The organism is Klebsiella terrigena (assembly GCF_006539725.1).
GTDB lineage: Bacteria > Pseudomonadota > Gammaproteobacteria > Enterobacterales > Enterobacteriaceae > Klebsiella > Klebsiella terrigena.
This window is the reverse complement of record NZ_BJNO01000032.1, coordinates 13,260-34,664: the sequence shown is the minus strand read 5'-3', so window position 1 is coordinate 34,664 and position 21,405 is coordinate 13,260. Positions and strand designations below refer to the sequence as shown.

The following is a 21,405-nucleotide window of genomic DNA, read 5'->3' as shown; positions in this document are numbered from 1 at the left end:
AAAAGCCTCATCAAAAGATGAGGCCTCGTATTGATTACCGGCGTAAATTAAGCGGATTTTTTCGCTTTTTTATCGGCTTTCGGTGCTGCAACAGTCTCTTTCTTAGCGGCAGCTTCGCCTTCGCTGAACTCGTTACCGTAGAAGGTATCGAGCAGAATCTGTTTCAGTTCGGCAATCAGCGGATAGCGCGGGTTAGCGCCGGTGCACTGGTCATCGAATGCATCTTCAGACAGCTTGTCAACGTGGGCCAGGAAGTCAGCTTCCTGCACGCCAGCTTCGCGGATTGACTTAGGAATACCCAGTTCAGCTTTAATGCTTTCCAGCCATGCCAGCAGTTTCTCGATTTTCGCTGCAGTGCGGTCACCAGGTGCGCTCAGGCCCAGGTGGTCAGCAATTTCTGCGTAGCGGCGACGAGCCTGCGGACGGTCGTACTGGCTGAATGCGGTCTGCTTGGTTGGGTTATCGTTCGCGTTGTAGCGGATAACGTTACAAATCAGCAGGGCGTTCGCCAGGCCGTGCGGGATATGGAACTGAGAGCCCAGCTTGTGCGCCATCGAGTGACATACGCCGAGGAAGGCGTTCGCAAACGCGATACCGGCAATAGTCGCTGCACTGTGCACGCGTTCACGCGCTACCGGGTTCTTAGAACCTTCATGGTAGGACGCCGGCAGGTACTCTTTCAGCAGCTTCAGCGCCTGCAGAGCCTGGCCGTCGGAGAACTCAGATGCCAGTACGGAAACGTAGGCTTCCAGGGCGTGAGTAACGGCATCCAGACCACCGAAGGCACACAGGGACTTCGGCATATCCATGACGAGGTTAGCATCGACAATCGCCACATCCGGAGTCAGCGCGTAGTCTGCCAGCGGATATTTCTGACCGGTCGCATCGTCGGTAACGACCGCAAACGGGGTCACTTCAGAACCGGTACCGGAAGTGGTAGTGACGGCGATCATTTTCGCTTTCACGCCCATTTTCGGGAACTTGTAGATACGTTTACGGATATCCATAAAGCGCAGCGCCAGGTCTTCGAAGTGGGTTTCCGGATGTTCGTACATCACCCACATGATTTTCGCCGCATCCATCGGGGAACCACCGCCGAGGGCGATGATGACGTCCGGCTTGAAGGAGTTGGCCAGGTCTGCACCTTTACGTACCACGGTCAGAGTCGGGTCAGCTTCAACTTCAAAGAACACTTCGGTTTCAACGCCGGATGCCTTCAGCACGGAGGTGATCTGGTCAGCATAGCCGTTGTTGAACAGGAAGCGGTCGGTCACGATCAGCGCGCGTTTGTGACCATCAGTAATCACTTCATCCAGTGCGATTGGCAGAGAGCCACGACGGAAGTAGATAGATTTCGGAAGTTTGTGCCACAACATGTTTTCAGCTCGCTTAGCAACGGTTTTCTTGTTGATCAGGTGTTTCGGACCAACGTTTTCAGAGATGGAGTTACCACCCCAGGAACCACAACCCAGAGTCAGGGAAGGCGCAAGCTTAAAGTTATACAGGTCACCGATACCACCCTGAGAAGCCGGGGTGTTAATCAGAATACGTGCGGTTTTCATCATCTGGCCGAAGAAGGCCACGCGAGCAGGCTGGTTATCCTGGTCGGTGTACAGGCAGGAGGTATGACCGATACCGCCCATCGCCACCAGTTTTTCAGCTTTATTCACGGCGTCTTCGAAGTTTTTGGCGCGATACATTGCCAGGGTCGGAGACAGTTTTTCGTGAGCAAACGGCTCGCTTTCATCAACGTCGGTCACTTCACCAATCAGAATTTTGGTGGTGGTCGGAACGGTGAAGCCTGCCAGTTCGGCAATTTTGTATGCCGGCTGACCAACGATAGCGGCGTTCAGCGCGCCGTTTTTCAGGATGATGTCCTGAACCGCTTTCAGCTCTTTGCCCTGCAGCAGGTAGCCGCCGTGGCTGGCGAAACGTTCACGAACGGCGTCGTAGACGGAATCAACAACGACAACGGACTGTTCAGATGCACAGATAACGCCGTTATCGAAGGTTTTGGACATCAGTACCGACGCAACGGCACGTTTAATGTCAGCGGTTTCGTCAATAACAACCGGCGTGTTACCAGCACCTACGCCGATAGCCGGTTTACCGGAGCTATAGGCCGCTTTAACCATGCCCGGACCACCGGTCGCAAGGATCAGGTTAATGTCTGGGTGGTGCATCAGGGCGTTGGAGAGCTCAACGGAAGGCTGGTCGATCCAACCGATCAGGTCTTTCGGTGCGCCGGCAGCAATCGCAGCCTGCAGAACGATGTCAGCCGCTTTGTTGGTGGCATCTTTAGCACGCGGATGCGGAGAGAAGATGATCGCGTTACGCGTTTTCAGGCTGATCAGTGATTTAAAGATTGCTGTAGAAGTTGGGTTCGTCGTTGGGACGATACCGCAAATAATACCGATAGGCTCTGCGATGGTGATGGTACCAAAGGTATCGTCTTCGGAGAGAATACCGCAGGTCTTTTCATCTTTATAAGCGTTATAGATGTATTCAGAAGCGAAGTGGTTTTTGATCACTTTGTCTTCGATAATGCCCATTCCGGATTCGGCAACGGCCATTTTTGCGAGAGGGATTCGAGCGTCAGCGGCGGCCAGAGCGGCTGCACGGAAGATCTTATCAACTTGTTCTTGAGTGAAACTGGCATATTCACGCTGGGCTTTTTTTACGCGCTCTACAAGTGCGTTAAGTTCAGCGACATTAGTAACAGCCATAATGCTCTCCTGATAATGTTAAACTTTTTTAGTAAATCAGTAGCTCGATTCGACAGTATAGACAGGCGGTTAATAGCTTGCATCTAAATGTTAACGTATCGAATTTTGCTCTGCTGACTTCACCGATTTACTAAAGAAGCTTTATTTCTTTATCCTCAGGTACTGCCGGCTTGCACTCTTTGGTGTGAACAAGATTACTCACTTCTGAGTACGATTTATGTGATTTAGATCAATTTTATGTCAAGCTGACACCTTTCAGCAGGCTATTTTATGAGCGCTTAGATCAAGTGTAATGAAAAGGTATGCTGAATAAATGAATAAAACGTCTAAAAGAAACAAGTATATAACATACACACTTTATCACTAAGCTATGCATTTTTGAGATGAATTATGCTGTTAAAAAGCGTATCTTCTGCGCGAATATTTTATGACACCCACTGTCAACAGCCATATTTAATGATGCTGCGGAGCGCACTGTGACTCTACCGTTGTTTGATTTTTCAGCTTATTTCAAGTTTTTCATCGGGTTATTTGCACTGGTTAACCCGGTTGGCATCATTCCGGTCTTCATTAGTATGACCAGCTACCAGAGTGCGGCGATCCGTAACAAGACCAACCTGACGGCGAACCTATCCGTCGCCATTATCCTGCTGACCTCGCTGTTCCTCGGAGACGGTATTTTACAAATCTTCGGTATCTCCATTGATTCATTCCGTATTGCCGGGGGGATCCTCGTCGTCACCATCGCGATGTCGATGATTAGCGGCAAGCTCGGGGAAGACAAACAGAATAAGCAGGAAAAGTCAGAGACGGCTATCCGCGAAAGCATTGGCGTAGTGCCGCTGGCATTACCGCTGATGGCCGGCCCAGGGGCGATTAGTTCCACCATTGTTTGGGGAACGCGTTACCACACCGTTGCCCACCTCTTTGGCTTCTCGGTGGCGATTGCGCTGTTTGCCTTGTGCTGCTGGGGGATTTTCCGCATGGCACCGTGGCTCGTTCGCCTGCTTGGGCAAACCGGGATTAACGTGATAACGCGTATTATGGGGCTGCTGCTGATGGCACTCGGGATTGAGTTTATCGTTACCGGTCTGAAGACGCTTTTCCCGGGTCTTCTGGTCTGATGTACCGCGTTGCGCGGGGCCTGAGGCTCCGCGCTTGCTCTATTATTAGCAAAACATATCAATAAAGCGGATATAGACGAGAAGAATAACTTTCCGTGATGATGTTTTATTTCTTTTAATATCAATTTGTTAGATGTTTTCTCCGCGTTCTTCCCTCTCTTTTCCGCACCGCCACCACTGTTATTTTCTTCACATCATTCTCTGGTGCTTGCCGTCAGATAATTGAAATGATATTAGTAATTTCATAACAGCGGCAGATGAATGTGCTAAATAATAACCGATTGTTAAATTTTCGTACAAAAAAGCGCCTTTTCACCCTTTGGCGGCATGCGGAACGACATATTTTTTGTATGTAAATGATAAATAACTACTTTAGTGCTCCTCGCGCGGAAGTGACCGGCAGAGTCCTGCCGCGGCAGGGGCAATAAAAGAGAATCCGGTAACATATTTGCAAATTGCATTGGCGGATGAGAAAGCCTTTTGGTACTTTCCGGCGTTATCGCTCACTGAATAACAGACGTAAATGAGAATTATTATTAAATAACTCGTTGCGTCAAAGCCGCCCCAGGACAGGGGGGTAAAGAATCGACGTCAAGGCTGCCGTTTGAGCGGTCGTAATAAATAAGTCGGTGATAGCAAGCAGTAAAGTCTGACAGCAGCAAAAACTCCTGCACTGTACAGAATCCCGAATAAGGGAAAAAAAGAGGCTGGTTAAATAGCCAGTAATTATAATGAGTGGAGTAACAACACAATGACCATCATCACCAAAAAAAATCTGGTAGCCGCGGGGATTTTCTCTGCGCTATTTACGGCGAACGTTGCTATGGCAGCAGATGTACCTGCAGGGGTGCAGCTGGCGGATTCACAATCGCTGGTACGTAATAACGGAGCAGAGGTTCAATCTCTGGATCCGCACAAAATTGAAGGTGTTCCTGAATCCAACATTAACCGCGACCTGTTTGAAGGTTTAGTGATTGGCGATATTCAGGGCCACCCGATTCCTGGGGTTGCCGAATCCTGGGATAATAAAGATTTTAAAGTCTGGACCTTCCATCTGCGTAAAGACGCTAAATGGTCCGACGGCACGCCGGTAACCGCACAAGATTTCGTTTATAGCTGGCAGCGCCTGTCCGATCCGAAAACCGCCTCACCGTACGCGAGCTATCTGCAGTATGGCCACGTTGCCAACGTTGATGAAATTATCGCCGGCAAAAAACCAATCACCGATCTGGGCGTTAAAGCGCTCGACGATAAAACTTTCCAGGTTACTCTGAGCGAGCCGGTTCCTTATTTCTATAAACTGCTGGTGCACCCGTCCGTTTCACCGGTGCCAAAAGCGGCTATTGAAAAATATGGTGAGAAATGGACTCAGCCGGCCAATATTGTCACCAACGGCGCCTATAAGCTGAAGGACTGGGTCGTTAACGAACGTATCGTTCTTGAGCGTAATACTCAGTACTGGGATAACGCGAAAACCGTTATTAACAAGGTAACCTATCTGCCTATTTCTTCAGAAGTCACCGACGTTAACCGCTACCGCAGCGGCGAAATCGACATGACCTATAACAATATGCCGATTGAGCTGTTCCAGAAGCTGAAAAAAGAGATCCCGAAAGAAGTTCACGTCGATCCGTATCTCTGCACCTACTACTACGAAATTAACAACCAGAAAGCGCCGTTTACCGACGTCCGCGTGCGTACCGCGCTGAAGATGGCGCTGGACCGCGACATTATCGTTAATAAAGTGAAGAACCAGGGCGATCTGCCGGCATACAGCTACACCCCGCCTTATACCGACGGCATGAAGGTCGTTAAACCAGAATGGTTTACCTGGACTCAGGATAAGCGTAACGAAGAAGCGAAAAAACTGCTGGCTGAAGCCGGATATACCGCGGATAAACCGCTGACCTTTAACCTGCTGTACAACACGTCCGATCTGCATAAAAAGCTGGCCATTGCCGTGGCATCCATCTGGAAGAAAAACCTGGGCGCCAACGTGAAGCTGGAAAATCAGGAATGGAAAACCTTCCTCGATAACCGCCATCAGGGTACCTTTGACGTGGCGCGTGCGGGCTGGTGTGCCGACTACAACGAACCCACCTCATTCCTCAATACCATGCTGAGCGACAGCTCAAACAACACCTCGCACTATAAGAGCCCGGCGTTCGATAAAATTATCGCTGAAACGCTGCAAACCAATGATGACGCCAAACGCGCAGATCTGTATGCACAGTCAGAGCAGCAGCTGGATAAAGACTCCGTCATTGTGCCGGTCTTCTATTACGTCAACGCCCGTCTGGTTAAACCGTGGGTAGGCGGCTATACCGGTAAAGACCCGTTAGATAATATCTACGTTAAAAACCTGTATATTATCAAACATTAATGGCAAGACGTGGGGCAGGCATCGCTTGCCCCACCGTGTCTGAATTCATCGCATACGATAGGCACACGCCAGAAGGTACGGGCAATGTTAAAATTTATTTTTCGTCGCTGTCTGGAAGCGATTCCGACGCTGTTTATTCTTATAACTATCTCTTTCTTCATGATGCGCCTTGCGCCGGGAAGTCCTTTTACCGGCGAACGTACGCTGCCGCCAGAAGTGCTGGCGAATATTGAAGCAAAATATCATTTAAATGACCCCATCATGACCCAGTACTTCAATTATCTGAAGCAGCTGGCGCACGGTGATTTCGGTCCTTCTTTTAAATATAAAGACTATTCGGTGAACGATCTGGTGGCATCAAGCTTCCCGGTCTCCGCCAAATTAGGCTTTGCCGCCTTCCTGCTGGCGGTGGTTCTCGGCGTGAGTGCCGGCGTTATTGCGGCCCTCAAGCAAAACACCAAATGGGACTATGCGGTGATGGGGGTGGCAATGACCGGCGTCGTCATACCCAGCTTCGTAGTCGCGCCGCTGCTGGTGATGATTTTTGCTATCACCCTGCACTGGCTACCCGGCGGTGGCTGGAACGGCGGGGCGCTGAAGTTTATGATCCTGCCGATGGTGGCGCTGTCGCTCGCCTATATTGCCAGTATCGCGCGTATCACCCGTGGTTCGATGATTGAAGTTCTGCACTCTAACTTTATCCGCACCGCGCGGGCGAAGGGGCTGCCGATGCATCGTATCATCCTGCGCCACGCGCTGAAGCCTGCGCTGCTGCCCGTCCTCTCCTATATGGGCCCGGCGTTCGTTGGCATTATCACCGGCTCGATGGTTATCGAGACTATCTACGGTCTCCCGGGGATCGGCCAGCTGTTCGTCAACGGCGCGCTTAACCGCGACTACTCCCTGGTACTCAGCCTGACGATTCTGGTCGGCGCGCTGACCATTCTGTTTAACGCGATTGTTGATGTGCTGTATGCCGTTATCGATCCGAAGATTCGCTATTGAGGCCGGGGTTCGCCATGATGTTAAGTAAGAAAAACAACGAGGCGCTGGAGAACTTCAGTGAAAAGCTGGAAGTCGAAGGGCGTAGCCTGTGGCAAGATGCCCGCCGCCGCTTTATGCATAACCGCGCGGCCGTGGCCAGCCTGGTGGTGCTGATCGTTATCGCACTGTTCGTGACCATTGCGCCGATGGTGTCGCAGTTTTCCTACTACGACACCGACTGGGGCATGATGTCCAGCGCGCCTGATACGGCGTCCAGTCACTACTTCGGTACCGACTCATCCGGTCGCGACCTGCTGGTGCGCGTTGCTATCGGTGGGCGTATCTCGCTGATGGTTGGCGTTGCCGCCGCGCTGGTGGCGGTGATCCTCGGTACGCTCTACGGCTCGCTTTCCGGCTATCTCGGCGGTAAGGTCGACTCCGTCATGATGCGTCTGCTGGAGATCCTCAACTCCTTCCCGTTTATGTTCTTCGTCATCCTGCTGGTGACCTTCTTTGGCCAGAACATACTGCTGATCTTCGTCGCCATCGGGATGGTTTCCTGGCTGGATATGGCGCGTATCGTGCGCGGCCAGACGCTGAGCCTGAAGCGCAAAGAGTTTATCGAAGCGGCCCAGGTCGGCGGCGTCTCGACCTTCAGTATCGTGACGCGTCACATCGTGCCTAACGTCCTGGGCGTGGTGGTGGTGTATGCCTCGCTGCTGGTGCCGAGCATGATCCTGTTCGAATCCTTCCTGAGCTTCCTCGGTCTGGGTACTCAGGAGCCGCTCAGCAGCTGGGGAGCGCTGCTGAGCGATGGCGCAAACTCAATGGAAGTGTCGCCGTGGCTGCTGCTGTTTCCTGCGGGTTTCCTGGTGGTAACGCTGTTCTGTTTTAACTTTATCGGCGATGGCCTGCGTGATGCCCTCGACCCGAAAGACCGCTAAGGAGCGCCGTCATGAGCATAATTGAAACGGCAAAAGCGCCGCAGGCGCAGCAACAATCCGGGCTGCTGCTGGATGTTAAAGATCTCCGCGTGACCTTTAAAACGCCGGATGGCGACGTCACCGCGGTCAACGACCTCAACTTTAACCTGCGGGCCGGGGAAACGTTAGGCATCGTAGGTGAGTCAGGCTCCGGTAAGTCGCAGACCGCCTTTGCGCTGATGGGGCTGCTGGCAGCCAACGGCTATATCGGCGGCTCGGCGACCTTTAACGGCCGGCAGATCCTTAACCTGCCGGAGCGTGAGCTGAATAAGCTGCGCGCCGAGCAGATTTCGATGATTTTCCAGGACCCGATGACCTCCCTGAACCCGTATATGCGGGTCGGCGAGCAGCTGATGGAGGTTCTGATGCTGCACAAAGGGCTGGGGAAAGCCGAGGCCTTTGAAGAATCAGTGAAGATGCTGGATGCGGTCAAGATGCCGGAAGCGCGCAAGCGGATGAAAATGTATCCGCATGAGTTTTCTGGCGGGATGCGCCAGCGCGTGATGATCGCTATGGCGCTGCTGTGCCGGCCAAAGCTGCTGATCGCTGATGAGCCGACGACGGCGCTGGACGTGACGGTGCAGGCGCAGATTATGACCCTGCTGAATGAACTTAAACGCGAATTCAATACGGCGATCATTATGATTACCCACGATCTGGGCGTGGTCGCCGGGATCTGTGACAAAGTTCTGGTGATGTACGCCGGCCGCACCATGGAGTACGGTCACGCGCGCGATGTCTTTTATCATCCGTCGCATCCGTACTCTATCGGCCTGCTGAATGCGGTTCCGCGCCTGGACGCCGAAGGCGATGCGCTGTTAACCATCCCTGGTAATCCGCCGAACCTGCTGCGCCTGCCGAAGGGCTGTCCGTTCCAGCCGCGCTGTCCGCATGCGATGGAGATTTGTAATAGCGCTCCGCCTCTGGAGGAGTTTGCCCCTGGCCGCCTGCGTGCCTGCTTTCAACCGGTGGGAGATCTGCTATGAACGCCGTGACTGAACAAAGAAAAGTCCTGCTCGAAATCGCCGATCTAAAAGTCCATTTTGATATTAAAGATGGCAAGCAGTGGTTTTGGCAGCCGTCTAAAACGCTGAAGGCGGTTGATGGCGTAACGCTGCGTCTGTATGAAGGCGAAACGCTGGGCGTAGTGGGTGAGTCCGGCTGCGGTAAATCGACCTTTGCCCGCGCGATTATTGGCCTGGTGAAAGCGACCGAGGGCAGGGTAGCGTGGCTTGGCAAAGATTTGCTCGGCATGAAGCCGGATGAGTGGCGCGACGTGCGCAGCGATATTCAGATGATTTTCCAGGATCCGCTGGCGTCGCTGAACCCGCGCATGACCATCGGCGAGATTATTGCCGAGCCGCTGCGCACCTATCATCCGAAAATGACGCGCCAGGAAGCTCGCGATCGGGTGAAGGCGATGATGATGAAGGTTGGCCTGCTGCCCAACCTGATTAACCGCTATCCGCACGAGTTTTCCGGCGGCCAGTGCCAGCGTATCGGTATTGCCCGCGCGCTGATCCTTGAGCCTAAGCTGATTATCTGCGATGAACCGGTGTCGGCGCTGGACGTGTCGATTCAGGCCCAGGTGGTCAACCTGCTGCAGCAGTTGCAGCGCGAAATGGGTCTGTCGCTGATCTTTATCGCCCATGACCTGGCGGTGGTGAAGCACATCTCCGATCGCGTGCTGGTGATGTACCTCGGGCACGCGGTGGAGCTGGGCACCTACGATGAGGTGTACCACAACCCGCTGCACCCTTATACCAAAGCGCTGATGTCTGCGGTGCCGGTTCCCGACCCGGATCTGGAAAAAAATAAAACCATCCAGCTGCTGGAAGGCGAGCTCCCTTCGCCGATTAATCCGCCGTCGGGATGCGTTTTCCGCACGCGCTGTCCTCTTGCCGGGCCGGAATGTGCTAAAACGCGGCCGGTGCTGGAAGGAAGTTTCCGTCATGCGGTTTCCTGCCTGAAGGTAGACCCGTTATAATCTCCGGGGCTGACGCTGGTCAGCCCTTTTTTTTTGTGAGGTTAACGTGGCTGTCAATATTCACGCCGCCCGTCAGCGGCTATTTCATGTGCTCTTCGATCAGCATCAGCGATCCGGGCGCCGCTTTGAAGGGCTGTGCGGCATTTTTGCACTCCTCAGCGTGGTGGTTATTTTTGTCGAGTCGGGTCTGGGAACTCAGTACCACCTGACCATCGATGAATGGCATATTTTCGTCTGGCTGGAGCTGTTTGTTACCGTCGTTTTTACTCTCGAATATATCCTGCGCATAGTCAGCTGGCCTAATCCGCTCAGGTATATTTTCAGCTTCTGGGGGCTAATTGATTTAGCGACGATTTTACCGCTGTACGTGATGTGGCTGTGGCCGGAAATAAGCATTAACTACGTCTTTGCCTGGCGCGCGATGCGTGCGATCCGAGCCTTGCGTATTCTCAAGCTGCTGCGCTTTATGCCGTCGTTGAATATCTTCTGGGCTGCTATCGTCAGCGCCCGCCATCAGCTGATACTGTTTTACTCATTTATTGCCATTGTGATGGTTATCTTTGGCTCGCTGATGTATCTGATTGAGGGGCCGCAGTACGGATTCACCACGCTTAATGCTTCGGTGTACTGGGCTATCGTGACGATCACCACGGTAGGTTATGGCGATATTACGCCGCACACGCCGCTGGGAAGAATTCTCGCATCGGTGCTGATATTAATCGGCTATTCCATTATCGCCATCCCAACCGGGCTGATTACGACCCATATGACCACCGCCTTTCAGAATCGCCGCAGCCAGCGGATCTGCCAGAACTGTCAGCACGGGCCTCATGATAAAAACGCGCGGTACTGCAACGCCTGCGGGAGTGCGCTTGCGCAGCAGGCGGACGGGTAAATAAAAATGCCTGCCGGTCGTTAAACGGGCAGGCATTTTTCAGGCCAGCAGAGGCCGGAATAAAATCTTATTCACGCCACAAAATATGGCACAGCTTGTGATCTTTCTCGCGGCACAGCAGGACGCGGGCGAAGATATCGTTGATTTCGCCACCGTCGGTATCGGCAAGACCAATCACCACCTCGGCGAAGAAATCCGGGTTGAGATCGAAATCGACGTGCTCTTCCCAGTCCTCTGCCGGGTCAAAGAGCTCGGCGCCGCCGCGCTCTTCAAACTGCAGGTTAAACAGAATGACATCCGCCGGGTCGAGGTTGTCGACCGCCAGCTCGAGAAAGATATCGTAAGCCTGCTCAAGCGTTTCATCTTCGGTCAGGCGATTGTTTAAATCCATATCCATGATAGCTACCCGTTTAACATCTGATTGGCACGTTTTACAGCAACGGACTGAAGAAGTAAAACAGTCGCTCCGCTATCCGCTGCCAGAGCGGACGTTTTAACCATAGGCGGGCGTCGAGCAGGCGCGAGCGGGAGATATAATCATCCTGGACCGCCGCCAGATCGCTGCCAAAACCGGCGTCATCAATCACCAGCGTAATCTCGAAATTGAGCCACAGGCTGCGCATATCGAGATTGACGGTCCCTACCAGGCTCAGCTCGCCGTCGACCAGCACGCTTTTAGTGTGCAGCAGCCCGCCTTCAAACTGATAAATTTTCACCCCGGCTGCCAGCAGCTCGGTAAAGAAGGCCCGGCTGGCCCAGCCGACGAGCAGCGAGTCATTCTTGCGCGGCAAAATGATGCTGACATCAACCCCGCGCTGGGCGGCAGTGCAGATAGCGTGCAGCAAATCGTCGCTGGGCACGAAGTAGGGGGTGGTCATGATCAGATATTCTTTGGCGGAATAGGCGGCGGTCAGCAGCGCCTGGTGAATCAAATCTTCCGGGAAGCCTGGGCCCGAGGCGATGGTATGGATGGTATGTCCGCTGGCCTCCTCAAACGGCATAATATTGAGGTCCGGCGGCGGCGGCAGGATCCGTTTACCGGTTTCGATTTCCCAGTCGCAGGAGTAAACGATGCCCATCGCCGTGGCAACCGGGCCCTCCATGCGCGCCATCAGATCGATCCACTGGCCAACGCCGGAATCCTGTTTAAAGAAGCGCGGGTCCACCATATTCATACTGCCGGTATAGGCAATATAGTTATCAATCATGACCATTTTGCGGTGCTGACGCAGATCCATCCGGCGCAAAAACACGCGCATCAGATTAACCTTCAGCGCTTCGACCACCTCGATGCCGGCGTTGCGCATCATCGCCGCCCACGGGCTGCGGAAGAAGGCGACGCTGCCGGCGGAGTCCAGCATTAAGCGGCAGTGAACGCCGCGTCTGGCGGCGGCCATTAGCGACTCTGCAACCTTATCGGCCATCCCGCCGGGCTGCCAGATATAAAACACCATCTCGATATTGTGGCGAGCCAGCTGAATATCGCGGATCAGCGCCTGCATCACGTCGTCAGACTCGGTGAGCAGCTGCAGCTGATTGCCCTTGACGCCGGCGATCCCCTGGCGGCGCTCGCAGAGTTGAAACAACGATTCGGCGACCGGGCTATTATCGTCGGCAAAGATATGCTTGCAGGCCTTGAGATCGTTGAGCCACTTGGCGGTGGAGGGCCACATTGCCCGCGCCCGTTCGGCCCGGCGCTTGCCGAGATGGAGTTCACCAAACGAGAGATAGGCAATAATTCCGACCAGAGGAAGAATATAAATAACCAGCAACCACGCCATTGCTGAAGGGACGGCGCGCCGTTTCATCAATATGCGTAATGTTACACCGGCGATAAGTAACCAGTAACCGAGGATGACTAGCCAGTTCACCACCGTGTAAAAGGTTGTCATAGATGAAAAATCCTTTTGAATGACTCTATTTTATGAGTTTACGCATCAACATCCATCTGGCAAATAAAAACGCAGCGAAAGCGTTGGTCAGCCGGATTCATAGGCCTATAATGCAGGCTGTTTTTCACTTGTAGAGTAGTAGCAATGAAGCGTAGTAGAACGGAAGTAGGGCGCTGGCGCATGCTAAGACAGGTGAGCCGCCGTAAGTCACGCTGGCTGGAGGCCCAATCGCGCCGCAATATGCGCATCCTCGCCATCCGCAAGGAGCTGGTGAAACGACAGCGTCATTCCCTGTTGTTCGTCTTCACTGAGTACTGAGATCGCTAAGTACTGAAATAAAAGGCACCGCATGCGGTGCCTCTGTGTTTTTGACGACGGCTGGCCCTAAAATACCTTTTTGTAAGGCTTCACCGCGACGTTCTGGTACACACCGGCAGCAATATAAGGGTCGTCGTTCGCCCATGACTGCGCGGCTTCCAGTGATTCAAACTCGGCAATAACCGTTGAACCGGTGAACCCCGCAGCGCCAGGTTCGTTGCTGTCTACGGCAGGCATTGGCCCGGCGGTCAGCAGGCGACCTTCATCATGTAGCAGTTGTAAACGCGCCAGGTGGGCGGGACGGACCGACGACCGCTTTTCCAGAGAATCGGCGATGTCTTCAGCGTAGATTACGTAAAGCACGGCAAGGCTCCTTATCAATAAATGGGCGAATCACGTTAAGTGAATCCGGCCTTGACTGCAATGCAAAGATGCTCAGCGGGTTAAAATGCCCGCTGCCGGGCTTTTTTTTAGCGGAAAGACGGCAAATTTTGATGCAAGCCAATAAGGCTTATTGAATATGATTGCTATTTGCATTTAAAATCGGGGCATCATTTTTCAACTGAAACGACTATGAGCGCAATGACCATTGATTTACCTCGCCGCTTCCCGTGGCCGACGCTGCTGTCCGTGACTATCCACGGTGCCGTTGTGGCGGGGTTGCTTTATACCTCGGTACATCAGGTTATTGAACAGCCATCTCCCTCCCAACCGATCGAGATAACCATGGTGGCACCTGCGGATCTCGAGCCTCCTCAGGCGGCACAGCCGGTCGTTGAACCGGTTGTTGAGCCGGAGCCAGAACCCGAACCTGAAGTCGTGCCAGAGCCGCCGAAGGAAGCGCCGGTAGTCATTCATAAGCCTGAGCCGAAACCCAAGCCGAAGCCAAAACCGAAGCCGGAGAAAAAGATCGAGCAGCCGAAGCGTGAGGTTAAGCCTGCGGAAACGCGTCCGGCATCGCCGTTTGAAAATACCAACACTGCGCCAGCGCGTACGCCGCCATCCACATCTACGGCCGCCGCGAAGCCAACGGTTACCGCACCGAGCGGCCCGCGGGCGCTCAGCCGTAATCAGCCAACTTATCCGACTCGCGCCCAGGCGCTGCGTATTGAAGGTGTGGTGCGCGTGAAGTTTGACGTCACGCCGGACGGCCGCCTGGACAACGTCGAGATCCTTTCCGCGCAGCCGGCGAATATGTTTGAGCGTGAAGTGAAAAGCGCCCTGCGTAAGTGGCGCTACGAGCCTGGCAAACCGGGCACCGGCGTGACGATGACCATTAAGTTCCGTCTTAAAGGCGTTGAGATCAACTAACCGCCGTCAATAAGGCCCCTTACGGGGCCTCCTCTGCGAACACATCGTCGAGCGCCTTTTGCGCCGTCACCAGGTGCTGACCGCCGAACAAGATCGCCCGGTTGAAGAGCGTATAGAGTTGGTAAATGGGCTGGCGATCGAGGAACCCGGACGGCAAAGGCGAGACCGACTGATAGCCGTCGTATATTTGCGGCGGCTGCTCAGGATGCAGCGGCAACATGGCGAGGTCGCACTCCCGGTCACCCCAGTAGCAGGCCGGATCGAAGATATAGGGTCCGTTCGGCCCCAGCGCGCAGTTGCCGGACCAGAGATCGCCGTGCAGTAAAGAGGCCTGAGGCTGATGGCCGCTGAGGCGCTGCTGCACGTACTCAACAATGGTATCGATATCGCCGAAATGCAGCCCTTTCTCTGCCGCCAGCTCAAGCTGCCAGCCGATGCGCTGCTCGGCAAAGAATGTCGACCAGCGGCGTTGCCAGGCGTTGGGCTGGGGAGTCGTGGAAAGGTCATTATCAAAATCGAGCCCAAACTGCGGCTGATCGCTCCACTGATGCAGATGTGCGATTTGCTGACCGAGCAGAAAAGCGTTATGCGCGTCGAGCGGGCGAGGGGGCAAATACTCCATCACCATAAAGCTGTAGTCGCGGTCGCTGCCGACGGCAAATACCTGCGGTACGTGAACGGTTTTACTCCGCGACAGCAGCTCGAGCTGATCCGCCTCGGCGGTAAAGATAGGCAGTAGCTCACGTTCGTCACATTTCACGAAGTAGTCCTTCCCACCGAAGCGCAGGTGCCATGCTGCGTGGATTTCTCCGCCGGGCAGTTCGTTTCGCAGTTCGATTTCAGCTGCTTCAGTATGCCACTCGCTTAACAAATTGCTGATAGCCTGCCACATGCCGTCTCTCCCCATGTTTTCCACCATTTCATAAGGTTAGCGCATAACCTCGGCGTAAAATTCGAACTGACGCACAACTGACGCTTTCCACCGGGCCAATCGCACTTATTGAGCTTTCAGCCACTGAGAAAATGTGGTTACCGTGACTTCAGCAGGCCGCCCCAGCGCCGTTTCCGCTAATCCCGCGCTCAGGTCCTGCACCTCTTGCGCGCTTTGCGGAGAAACCAGGCCAAAGGTATTGGTTCCCAGCTCGTGAGGTTTTCCCTCGTCGTCATTCAGTACAAGGGTGAAGCCCGCGCGGGTAAGGTGATTGCTTAGCTCGTTAATCTCGGTAAGCGTCTCTTCGTGAAAACGGATCGTCACGACATGGGTTTGAATTTCGGCGCTCATTTTTCACCCCGTTGTTATCCATGGAATTTTCAGCATAGACCATGCTGGTCATTTGGCGACTCCCTCTGCCTGAGCAGAGGGAAAGGATTAGCGATCGCACAAATAGGCGTAAATTTTATGCGTGTTCTCCTGCGAGCAGAGGCGGGTGCCCTGATTGACGGTAGCGGCGCTGCCCGCCGCGACGCCAAAGCGCACCATGTCCTCAAGCCCGGCATCTTCGGCGAGGCGCAGAGTCATTGCGCCCACCATGCTGTCGCCTGCGCCGACGGTGCTTTGGCTTTTCATCGGCGGAGGGACAACCTGCACGCTGCCGCTGCTATCGACACCCAGCGCCCCCTGCGGGCCGAGGGAGACGACGACTCTTCGGGCTTTGCCCGAGCGGATCAGCTCCTGTGCCGCCTGTCGAACGTCGTTCGGCTGGCTCAGATCGCGCTGGACGAGCGCGCTCAGCTCTTTTTGGTTAGGTTTGACGAGCTCAATGTTGCCCACCTCAAGCGCGGCCGCGAGCGCTTCTCCGGAGCTGTCGATAATGCAGCGCAGCTGGTGCTGCTGTGCTTTTTTTACCAGCTGGGTCAGGTTTTCAATATCGATCCCCGGCGGCAGGCTGCCGCTGATCACCAGCAGCGAGCCGGGCTCAATCGCCAGCACCTTCTCCTCGAGAAGGCGGAACTCCTGCTGGGTTAGCGCCGCGCCGGGCATCACGAAGCGATACTGTTCGCCGCTGGAATCAACGTGGACGTGCAGATTTTGCCGCGTCCAGTCGCCGGTCTCGACGGTTTCTACGGGGACCTGCTCATCGGCAAGCAGGGCGGTGAGATGTTCCCCGGTTGCGCCGCCGGCGGGGAAAATTGCCGTGGCGTGGCCGCCGAGAAAGGTAATTGCGCGGGCGACGTTAATGCCGTCGCCCCCGGGTTCGAAAACCGGTGCGCTGCAGCGTAGTTTACCTTCCGGATAGATCTGCGGGGTCTGGGTGGCGCTGTCGAGCGAAGGAGCCAGAGTAAGCGTATAAATTTTGGTCATCAAATTTCCTCCATGATACGAGTCGGCTGTTCTTTTTTTAAGCATGGCACTTCTTATTGCTAAGGGAAAGCATATGCGGCGGGGATTTGTCGGGAAGAGGCTATTTTCATTATAAAATAAAGATAGTTCTGAGGGCCGTCTTATTCAAAAAATGAAAGAGTAATTGATTGCTATGTTAATCGTGCTTTTTTATAATTTACCGCCTTTCATTGGACCAGCAGCAGCGATCCTCGCGAAAGTTTCCGGGACCATCTGGGTCTCTCTTTTTGTTGTACGGACTCTAAATTAAATGAAGCTTTTGAAGACAGTACCCGCAGCGGCTATGCTGGCGGGGGGGCTATTTGCGTCTGCGTGCGCAATGGCCGACGATTCCGTTTTTACTGTTATGGATGACCCTTCCACTGCCAAAAAACCTTTCGAAGGTGCTGTTAACGCCGGCTATCTGGCGCAGTCCGGAAATACGAAAAGTTCCTCAATGACCGCGGATTCAACGCTCACCTGGTATGGCAATACGACAGCATGGTCGCTGTGGGGCAACGCCAGCAACACCTCGTCTAACGACCAGCGCTCTTCCGAGAAGTACGCGGTCGGCGGCCGTAGCCGTTATAACATGACCGACAGCAACTACCTGTTCGGCCAGGCCAGCTGGCTGACCGACCGCTATAACGGTTACCAGCAGCGCGATGTGCTGACCGCCGGTTACGGTCGTCAGATTCTGAACGGGCCGGTGCATAGCCTGCGTTTTGAATTTGGTCCTGGCGTGCGCTACGACGAATATACCGATGGCGACAATGAGACTCAGCCGCTGGGCTACGCTTCAGGCACCTGGGCATGGCAGATGACCGATAACGCCAAATTCACCCAGGGCGTTTCCGTATTCGGTTCCGAAGATACCACGCTCAACTCAGAAAGCGCGTTCAACGTCGCTATCAACGCCCACTTTGCGCTGCGTGTTGCCTATAACGTGACCTGGAACTCCCAGCCGCCGTCATCGGCGCCGGAGCACACCGACCGTCGTACGACGCTGTCGCTCGGCTATAAGATGTAATATTTTCAGGCCGGTTATTCCGGCCTGATTGTTTTAAATTTAGCAATAAGTGACATTATTATTTTTGGTCTTTTGTTTTGTTTTTTATAAAAAGAAAATAACCTCCATAATTTCCTCATAATTGATTATCTTGATAAAGATTTAACTTTTTTGACACGAATAGCTAAATATTTAGTCGGACAAAAATGTGATCTGGATCTATACTATCCGTCACAGGCAGAGAGGATATCTTTGCTCGAAATCCTTACGTAAATAAGAGAATCATCACTATGAAAAATAGCAAAATCGCAACTGCGGCCGTGATGCTGTGCGCGCTCTCGTTCGGCGCCTTAGCCGCTAATCCAGTCCCACAGCCGGGCAGCAAGGACCATACCCAGGTCGGCATTGCTAAAGCGACCGACGTTGAAGCCGGCTCTAATATTGCCCCGGGATCGCAGTCCACGGGTCAGACAATGGGCGATGCTTTTAATGTTCATAAACTCGTTGCCGGCGAATGGTCCTGATATTTCATTCGTCCGTCGGGCTGTCTCTTATATTTTGAGAAATATAAAGCCGGGTAAAGATGTACCGGTTTGACAGGCATATGTTTGGCTCCGCGTTTTGATTTTGCCCGCTACCCACTACCGCTCGTAAGCAATACGGCGCGGGTGCCTATTTTTGTCCTTTTTATCTCAATCCGTCGTTCCTGGCGATCTTTCGCCCCTTCCTCCTTGTTTTATCATTAATAGCAGCCATTTAGTGGGTTGTGACTTTTATCACGCACTAATGATGTGTAAACTAAAGCCCGGTGTTATCAGCAGGCGGCTGCAGGTGAGAACGGTGGGGTTACCCTCGTGCTCATATTTTCGCAGAGTGAAGCGGGAGCTCGGTCTGAACTTGTTGATAATTATGATTATATTGTTTTGTATGTGCTCTTTCGTGTGGGGCACCACTGCAAATAAGGACATGAAATGCCTGTAATTACGCTTCCTGATGGCAGCCAACGCCATTTTGACCACGCGGTTAGCCCGCTTGACGTTGCCCTCGACATCGGCCCTGGCCTGGCGAAAGCCACCATCGCTGGCCGTGTGAACGGCGAGCTGGTTGATGCCTGCGATCCCATCGAAAACGATGCAACGCTCTCTATCATCACCGCTAAAGATGAAGACGGCCTGGAGATTATTCGTCACTCCTGCGCGCATCTGTTAGGTCATGCGATTAAGCAGCTGTGGCCGAACACCAAAATGGCTATCGGCCCGGTTATCGATAACGGCTTCTATTATGACGTTGATATCGATCGTACGCTGACCCAGGAAGACCTCGACGCGCTCGAAAAACGTATGCACGAGCTTGCCGAGAAAAACTACGACGTCATCAAGAAAAAAGTCAGCTGGCATGAAGCGCGTGAAACCTTCGTGCAGCGCGGCGAGACCTATAAAGTGTCGATCCTTGATGAGAATATTGCTCATGATGACAAGCCCGGCTTGTATCATCATGAAGAGTACGTCGACATGTGCCGTGGGCCGCACGTGCCGAACATGCGTTTCTGTCATCATTTCAAACTGATGAAAACCGCTGGCGCCTACTGGCGTGGCGATAGCAACAATAAGATGCTGCAACGTATTTATGGCACCGCGTGGGCGGATAAAAAGGCGCTCAACGCCCATCTGCTGCGCCTGGAAGAAGCATCTAAGCGTGACCACCGTAAGATCGGTAAGCAGCTTGACCTGTATCATATGCAGGAAGAAGCGCCGGGTATGGTATTCTGGCACAACGATGGCTGGACTATCTTCCGTGAACTGGAAACTTTCGTCCGCTCTAAGCTGAAAGAGTACCAGTATCAGGAAGTCAAAGGCCCGTTTATGATGGACCGTGTGCTGTGGGAAAAAACCGGCCACTGGGACAACTACAAAGATGCGATGTTCACCACCTCTTCTGAGAACCGTGAGTACTGCATCAAGCCGATGAACTGCCCGGGTCACGTGCAGATCTTTAATCAGGGCCTGAAATCCTACCGCGATCTGCCGCTGCGTATGGCGGAGTTCGGTAGCTGCCATCGTAACGAGCCGTCAGGCGCGCTGCATGGCCTGATGCGCGTTCGTGGTTTTACTCAGGATGACGCGCATATTTTCTGTACTGAAGAGCAGGTGCGTGATGAAGTTAACGCCTGTATTCGTATGGTCTACGATATGTACAGCACCTTTGGCTTCGAAAAAATCGTCGTCAAGCTCTCAACTCGTCCGGAAAAACGTATCGGAAGCGACGAGGCCTGGGATCGTGCTGAGGCGGATCTGGCAGTCGCGCTGGAAGAAAACAATATCCCATTTGAGTATCAGCTGGGTGAAGGCGCGTTCTACGGTCCAAAAATTGAATTTACTTTGTATGACTGCCTCGATCGTGCATGGCAGTGCGGAACGGTACAGCTGGACTTCTCTCTGCCGCAGCGTTTAAGCGCCTCTTATGTAGGCGAAAGCAACGAGCGACAGGTACCGGTAATGATTCACCGTGCTATCCTTGGTTCTCTGGAGCGCTTTATTGGCATCCTGACCGAAGAGTTCGCCGGCTTCTTCCCAACCTGGCTTGCGCCAGTGCAGGTCGTGGTCATGAATATTACTGATTCTCAGGCCGATTACGTTAACGAATTGACGCGTAAACTACAAAATGCGGGAATTCGTGTAAAAGCGGACTTGAGAAATGAGAAGATTGGCTTTAAAATCCGCGAGCACACTTTACGTCGTGTCCCGTACATGTTGGTCTGTGGCGACAAAGAAGTCGAAGCCGGTAAAGTAGCCGTGCGTACCCGTCGCGGGAAAGACCTCGGCAGCATGGACGTAAATGAAGTGATCGAAAAGCTGCAACAAGAGATTCGCAGCCGCAGTCTTCAACAACTGGAGGAATAAGGTATTAAAGGCGGAAAACGAGTTCAAACGGCGCGTCCGAATCGTATTAATGGCGAAATTCGCGCGCAAGAAGTTCGCTTAACAGGTCTGGAAGGCGAGCAGCTTGGTATTGTGAGTCTGAGAGAAGCTCTGGAAAAAGCTGAAGAAGCCGGAGTAGACTTAGTCGAAATCAGCCCTAACGCCGAGCCGCCGGTTTGTCGTATCATGGATTACGGCAAATTCCTCTATGAAAAGAGTAAGTCTTCTAAGGAACAGAAGAAAAAACAAAAAGTTATCCAGGTTAAGGAAATTAAATTCCGACCTGGTACCGATGATGGCGACTACCAGGTAAAACTCCGCAGCCTGGTTCGCTTTCTGGAAGAGGGTGATAAAGCTAAGATCACGCTGCGTTTCCGCGGTCGTGAGATGGCTCACCAGCAGATCGGTATGGAAGTGCTTAACCGCGTCCGTGACGATCTGAGTGAACTGGCAGTGGTCGAATCCTTCCCATCGAAGATCGAAGGCCGCCAGATGATCATGGTGCTCGCTCCGAAGAAGAAACAGTAAGGCCTTCAAGTAGCAATTCCTGTGGAG

General features: G+C 53.3%; 20 protein-coding genes. 13 read left to right on the top strand and 7 right to left on the bottom strand.

Going from position 1 to position 21,405, the window contains the following annotated elements; translation table 11 throughout:
* Positions 1-47: 47 nt before the first annotated feature.
* Positions 48-2,726, bottom strand: a complete 2,679-nt coding sequence (gene adhE / locus RTE01_RS24265) for a bifunctional acetaldehyde-CoA/alcohol dehydrogenase (protein ID WP_041146072.1) — start codon at positions 2,724-2,726, stop codon at positions 48-50.
* 476 nt (positions 2,727-3,202) lie between these two features.
* Here adhE and RTE01_RS24260 point away from each other — a divergent pair, with 476 nt between their 5' ends.
* From RTE01_RS24260 to RTE01_RS24230, 7 genes are all read left to right on the top strand, one after another.
* Positions 3,203-3,850, top strand: a complete 648-nt coding sequence (locus tag RTE01_RS24260; protein ID WP_041146071.1) for a YchE family NAAT transporter — start codon at positions 3,203-3,205, stop codon at positions 3,848-3,850.
* A gap of 751 nt (positions 3,851-4,601) precedes the next feature.
* Positions 4,602-6,233: an oligopeptide ABC transporter substrate-binding protein OppA gene (gene oppA / locus RTE01_RS24255; RefSeq protein ID WP_041146070.1), complete on the top strand. Its 1,632-nt coding sequence runs from the start codon at positions 4,602-4,604 to the stop codon at positions 6,231-6,233.
* A gap of 84 nt (positions 6,234-6,317) precedes the next feature.
* The gene (gene oppB, locus RTE01_RS24250; RefSeq protein WP_041146069.1) at positions 6,318-7,238 is read left to right on the top strand and encodes an oligopeptide ABC transporter permease OppB; all 921 of its coding nucleotides are present in this window, start codon (positions 6,318-6,320) and stop codon (positions 7,236-7,238) included.
* A gap of 14 nt (positions 7,239-7,252) precedes the next feature.
* Positions 7,253-8,161 carry an oligopeptide ABC transporter permease OppC gene (gene oppC, locus RTE01_RS24245; protein ID WP_115192440.1) on the top strand — a complete coding sequence of 303 codons (909 nt, stop codon included), beginning with the start codon at positions 7,253-7,255 and terminating at the stop codon, positions 8,159-8,161.
* A gap of 11 nt (positions 8,162-8,172) precedes the next feature.
* Complete coding sequence (gene oppD, locus RTE01_RS24240; RefSeq protein ID WP_041146067.1) at positions 8,173-9,186, top strand: ABC transporter ATP-binding protein; 1,014 nt, start codon at positions 8,173-8,175, stop codon at positions 9,184-9,186.
* Positions 9,183-10,187: a murein tripeptide/oligopeptide ABC transporter ATP-binding protein OppF gene (oppF, locus tag RTE01_RS24235; protein WP_041146066.1), complete on the top strand. Its 1,005-nt coding sequence runs from the start codon at positions 9,183-9,185 to the stop codon at positions 10,185-10,187. Before oppD ends, oppF begins: the two co-directional genes overlap by 4 nt.
* Before the next feature lie 46 nt (positions 10,188-10,233).
* Positions 10,234-11,082: an ion transporter gene (locus RTE01_RS24230; protein WP_134526540.1), complete on the top strand. Its 849-nt coding sequence runs from the start codon at positions 10,234-10,236 to the stop codon at positions 11,080-11,082.
* Positions 11,083-11,149: 67 nt separating this feature from the next.
* On the opposite strand, the gene RTE01_RS24225 is transcribed toward RTE01_RS24230, so the two are convergent.
* Positions 11,150-11,479, bottom strand: a complete 330-nt coding sequence (locus tag RTE01_RS24225; RefSeq protein WP_041146064.1) for an HI1450 family dsDNA-mimic protein — start codon at positions 11,477-11,479, stop codon at positions 11,150-11,152.
* A 34-nt stretch (positions 11,480-11,513) separates the two neighbouring features.
* A complete protein-coding gene (gene cls / locus RTE01_RS24220) occupies positions 11,514-12,974 on the bottom strand; it encodes a cardiolipin synthase (protein ID WP_134526538.1) in 1,461 nt (486 codons plus the stop codon).
* A 144-nt stretch (positions 12,975-13,118) separates the two neighbouring features.
* On the opposite strand from cls, the gene RTE01_RS24215 reads away from it, so the two are divergent.
* Positions 13,119-13,292, top strand: a complete 174-nt coding sequence (locus tag RTE01_RS24215) for a YciY family protein (protein ID WP_095102028.1) — start codon at positions 13,119-13,121, stop codon at positions 13,290-13,292.
* Positions 13,293-13,358: 66 nt separating this feature from the next.
* Here RTE01_RS24215 and RTE01_RS24210 read toward each other — a convergent pair whose 3' ends face one another.
* Complete coding sequence (locus RTE01_RS24210; RefSeq protein WP_041146062.1) at positions 13,359-13,655, bottom strand: YciI family protein; 297 nt, start codon at positions 13,653-13,655, stop codon at positions 13,359-13,361.
* A gap of 210 nt (positions 13,656-13,865) precedes the next feature.
* Here RTE01_RS24210 and tonB point away from each other — a divergent pair, with 210 nt between their 5' ends.
* On the top strand, positions 13,866-14,603 hold the full coding sequence (gene tonB, locus RTE01_RS24205) for a TonB system transport protein TonB (protein WP_123551561.1): 738 nt from the start codon (positions 13,866-13,868) through the stop codon (positions 14,601-14,603).
* A gap of 19 nt (positions 14,604-14,622) precedes the next feature.
* Here the strand turns inward: tonB and RTE01_RS24200 are convergent, their stop codons facing one another.
* The 3 genes from RTE01_RS24200 to pfkB all read right to left on the bottom strand — a co-directional run bounded on the left by RTE01_RS24200 (position 14,623) and on the right by pfkB (position 16,905).
* The gene (locus RTE01_RS24200; protein ID WP_041146060.1) at positions 14,623-15,495 is read right to left on the bottom strand and encodes a fructosamine kinase family protein; all 873 of its coding nucleotides are present in this window, start codon (positions 15,493-15,495) and stop codon (positions 14,623-14,625) included.
* A gap of 105 nt (positions 15,496-15,600) precedes the next feature.
* Positions 15,601-15,885 (bottom strand): type V toxin-antitoxin system endoribonuclease antitoxin GhoS, encoded by a 285-nt coding sequence (gene ghoS, locus RTE01_RS24195; protein WP_041146059.1) that lies wholly within the window; start codon positions 15,883-15,885, stop codon positions 15,601-15,603.
* 87 nt (positions 15,886-15,972) lie between these two features.
* Positions 15,973-16,905 carry a 6-phosphofructokinase II gene (pfkB, locus tag RTE01_RS24190; RefSeq protein ID WP_134526535.1) on the bottom strand — a complete coding sequence of 311 codons (933 nt, stop codon included), beginning with the start codon at positions 16,903-16,905 and terminating at the stop codon, positions 15,973-15,975.
* A 289-nt stretch (positions 16,906-17,194) separates the two neighbouring features.
* On the opposite strand from pfkB, the gene RTE01_RS24185 reads away from it, so the two are divergent.
* From RTE01_RS24185 to infC, 4 genes are all read left to right on the top strand, one after another.
* Complete coding sequence (locus RTE01_RS24185; protein ID WP_041146057.1) at positions 17,195-17,953, top strand: DUF481 domain-containing protein; 759 nt, start codon at positions 17,195-17,197, stop codon at positions 17,951-17,953.
* Positions 17,954-18,222: 269 nt separating this feature from the next.
* Complete coding sequence (locus tag RTE01_RS24180) at positions 18,223-18,456, top strand: YdgH/BhsA/McbA family protein (RefSeq protein WP_041146056.1); 234 nt, start codon at positions 18,223-18,225, stop codon at positions 18,454-18,456.
* Positions 18,457-18,903: 447 nt separating this feature from the next.
* On the top strand, positions 18,904-20,832 hold the full coding sequence (thrS, locus tag RTE01_RS24175; RefSeq protein ID WP_041146055.1) for a threonine--tRNA ligase: 1,929 nt from the start codon (positions 18,904-18,906) through the stop codon (positions 20,830-20,832).
* A gap of 3 nt (positions 20,833-20,835) precedes the next feature.
* Positions 20,836-21,378 (top strand): translation initiation factor IF-3, encoded by a 543-nt coding sequence (gene infC, locus RTE01_RS24170; RefSeq protein WP_049267827.1) that lies wholly within the window; start codon positions 20,836-20,838, stop codon positions 21,376-21,378.
* Positions 21,379-21,405: the final 27 nt, after the last annotated feature.

Bases quoted from the DNA above. Each gene is read 5' to 3' on its own strand.
- oppC (WP_115192440.1), top strand. From the start codon at position 7,253: ATGATGTTAAGTAAGAAAAACAACGAGGCGCTGGAGAACTTCAGTGAA.
- adhE (WP_041146072.1), bottom strand. From the start codon at position 2,726: ATGGCTGTTACTAATGTCGCTGAACTTAACGCACTTGTAGAGCGCGTA.
- RTE01_RS24200 (WP_041146060.1), bottom strand. From the start codon at position 15,495: ATGTGGCAGGCTATCAGCAATTTGTTAAGCGAGTGGCATACTGAAGCA.
- cls (WP_134526538.1), bottom strand. From the start codon at position 12,974: ATGACAACCTTTTACACGGTGGTGAACTGGCTAGTCATCCTCGGTTAC.
- thrS (WP_041146055.1), top strand. From the start codon at position 18,904: ATGCCTGTAATTACGCTTCCTGATGGCAGCCAACGCCATTTTGACCAC.
- RTE01_RS24180 (WP_041146056.1), top strand. From the start codon at position 18,223: ATGAAAAATAGCAAAATCGCAACTGCGGCCGTGATGCTGTGCGCGCTC.
- ghoS (WP_041146059.1), bottom strand. From the start codon at position 15,885: ATGAGCGCCGAAATTCAAACCCATGTCGTGACGATCCGTTTTCACGAA.
- RTE01_RS24215 (WP_095102028.1), top strand. From the start codon at position 13,119: ATGAAGCGTAGTAGAACGGAAGTAGGGCGCTGGCGCATGCTAAGACAG.
- RTE01_RS24185 (WP_041146057.1), top strand. From the start codon at position 17,195: ATGAAGCTTTTGAAGACAGTACCCGCAGCGGCTATGCTGGCGGGGGGG.
- RTE01_RS24225 (WP_041146064.1), bottom strand. From the start codon at position 11,479: ATGGATATGGATTTAAACAATCGCCTGACCGAAGATGAAACGCTTGAG.
- oppB (WP_041146069.1), top strand. From the start codon at position 6,318: ATGTTAAAATTTATTTTTCGTCGCTGTCTGGAAGCGATTCCGACGCTG.
- oppD (WP_041146067.1), top strand. From the start codon at position 8,173: ATGAGCATAATTGAAACGGCAAAAGCGCCGCAGGCGCAGCAACAATCC.
- oppA (WP_041146070.1), top strand. From the start codon at position 4,602: ATGACCATCATCACCAAAAAAAATCTGGTAGCCGCGGGGATTTTCTCT.
- pfkB (WP_134526535.1), bottom strand. From the start codon at position 16,905: ATGACCAAAATTTATACGCTTACTCTGGCTCCTTCGCTCGACAGCGCC.
- tonB (WP_123551561.1), top strand. From the start codon at position 13,866: ATGAGCGCAATGACCATTGATTTACCTCGCCGCTTCCCGTGGCCGACG.
- oppF (WP_041146066.1), top strand. From the start codon at position 9,183: ATGAACGCCGTGACTGAACAAAGAAAAGTCCTGCTCGAAATCGCCGAT.